This window comes from Shewanella sp. S1-49-MNA-CIBAN-0167 (assembly GCF_040310145.1).
GTDB lineage: Bacteria > Pseudomonadota > Gammaproteobacteria > Enterobacterales > Shewanellaceae > Shewanella > Shewanella psychromarinicola.
This window is the reverse complement of the sequence record NZ_JBEOPO010000304.1, coordinates 1-266: the sequence shown is the minus strand read 5'-3', so window position 1 is coordinate 266 and position 266 is coordinate 1. Positions and strand designations below refer to the sequence as shown.

Sequence of the window (266 nt, the reverse complement as noted above, 5' to 3'; positions counted from 1 at the left end):
AGAGTCTACAGTCCAACTTTTCTTTATGGAAATATTACGAAATGTTGCCGCAGCAAAACAGTTTCTTGTTTGCCAGCTTTTATTTATTCCATTGTTAGTTCTCTTTATCTTCAGTTTATGTGTTTGCTCTGGGATCGTGATCTACAGCCTCACTCACAGCATATTTATTGGCTTAGGGGTATTTCTACTCACAATGATGTTGGTTTTAGTTGGCTTGCTGTATTGGCAAAAACGGCTTATTCGTTTTTTTGGCTTCAAAGACACTG

Annotated in this window: 1 protein-coding gene; it reads left to right on the top strand. The window is 37.6% G+C overall.

The window, feature by feature from the left end:
- The coding region (locus tag AAEZ00_RS21400; protein ID WP_351089935.1) for a hypothetical protein at positions 1–266 on the top strand (266 nt) is incomplete at both ends.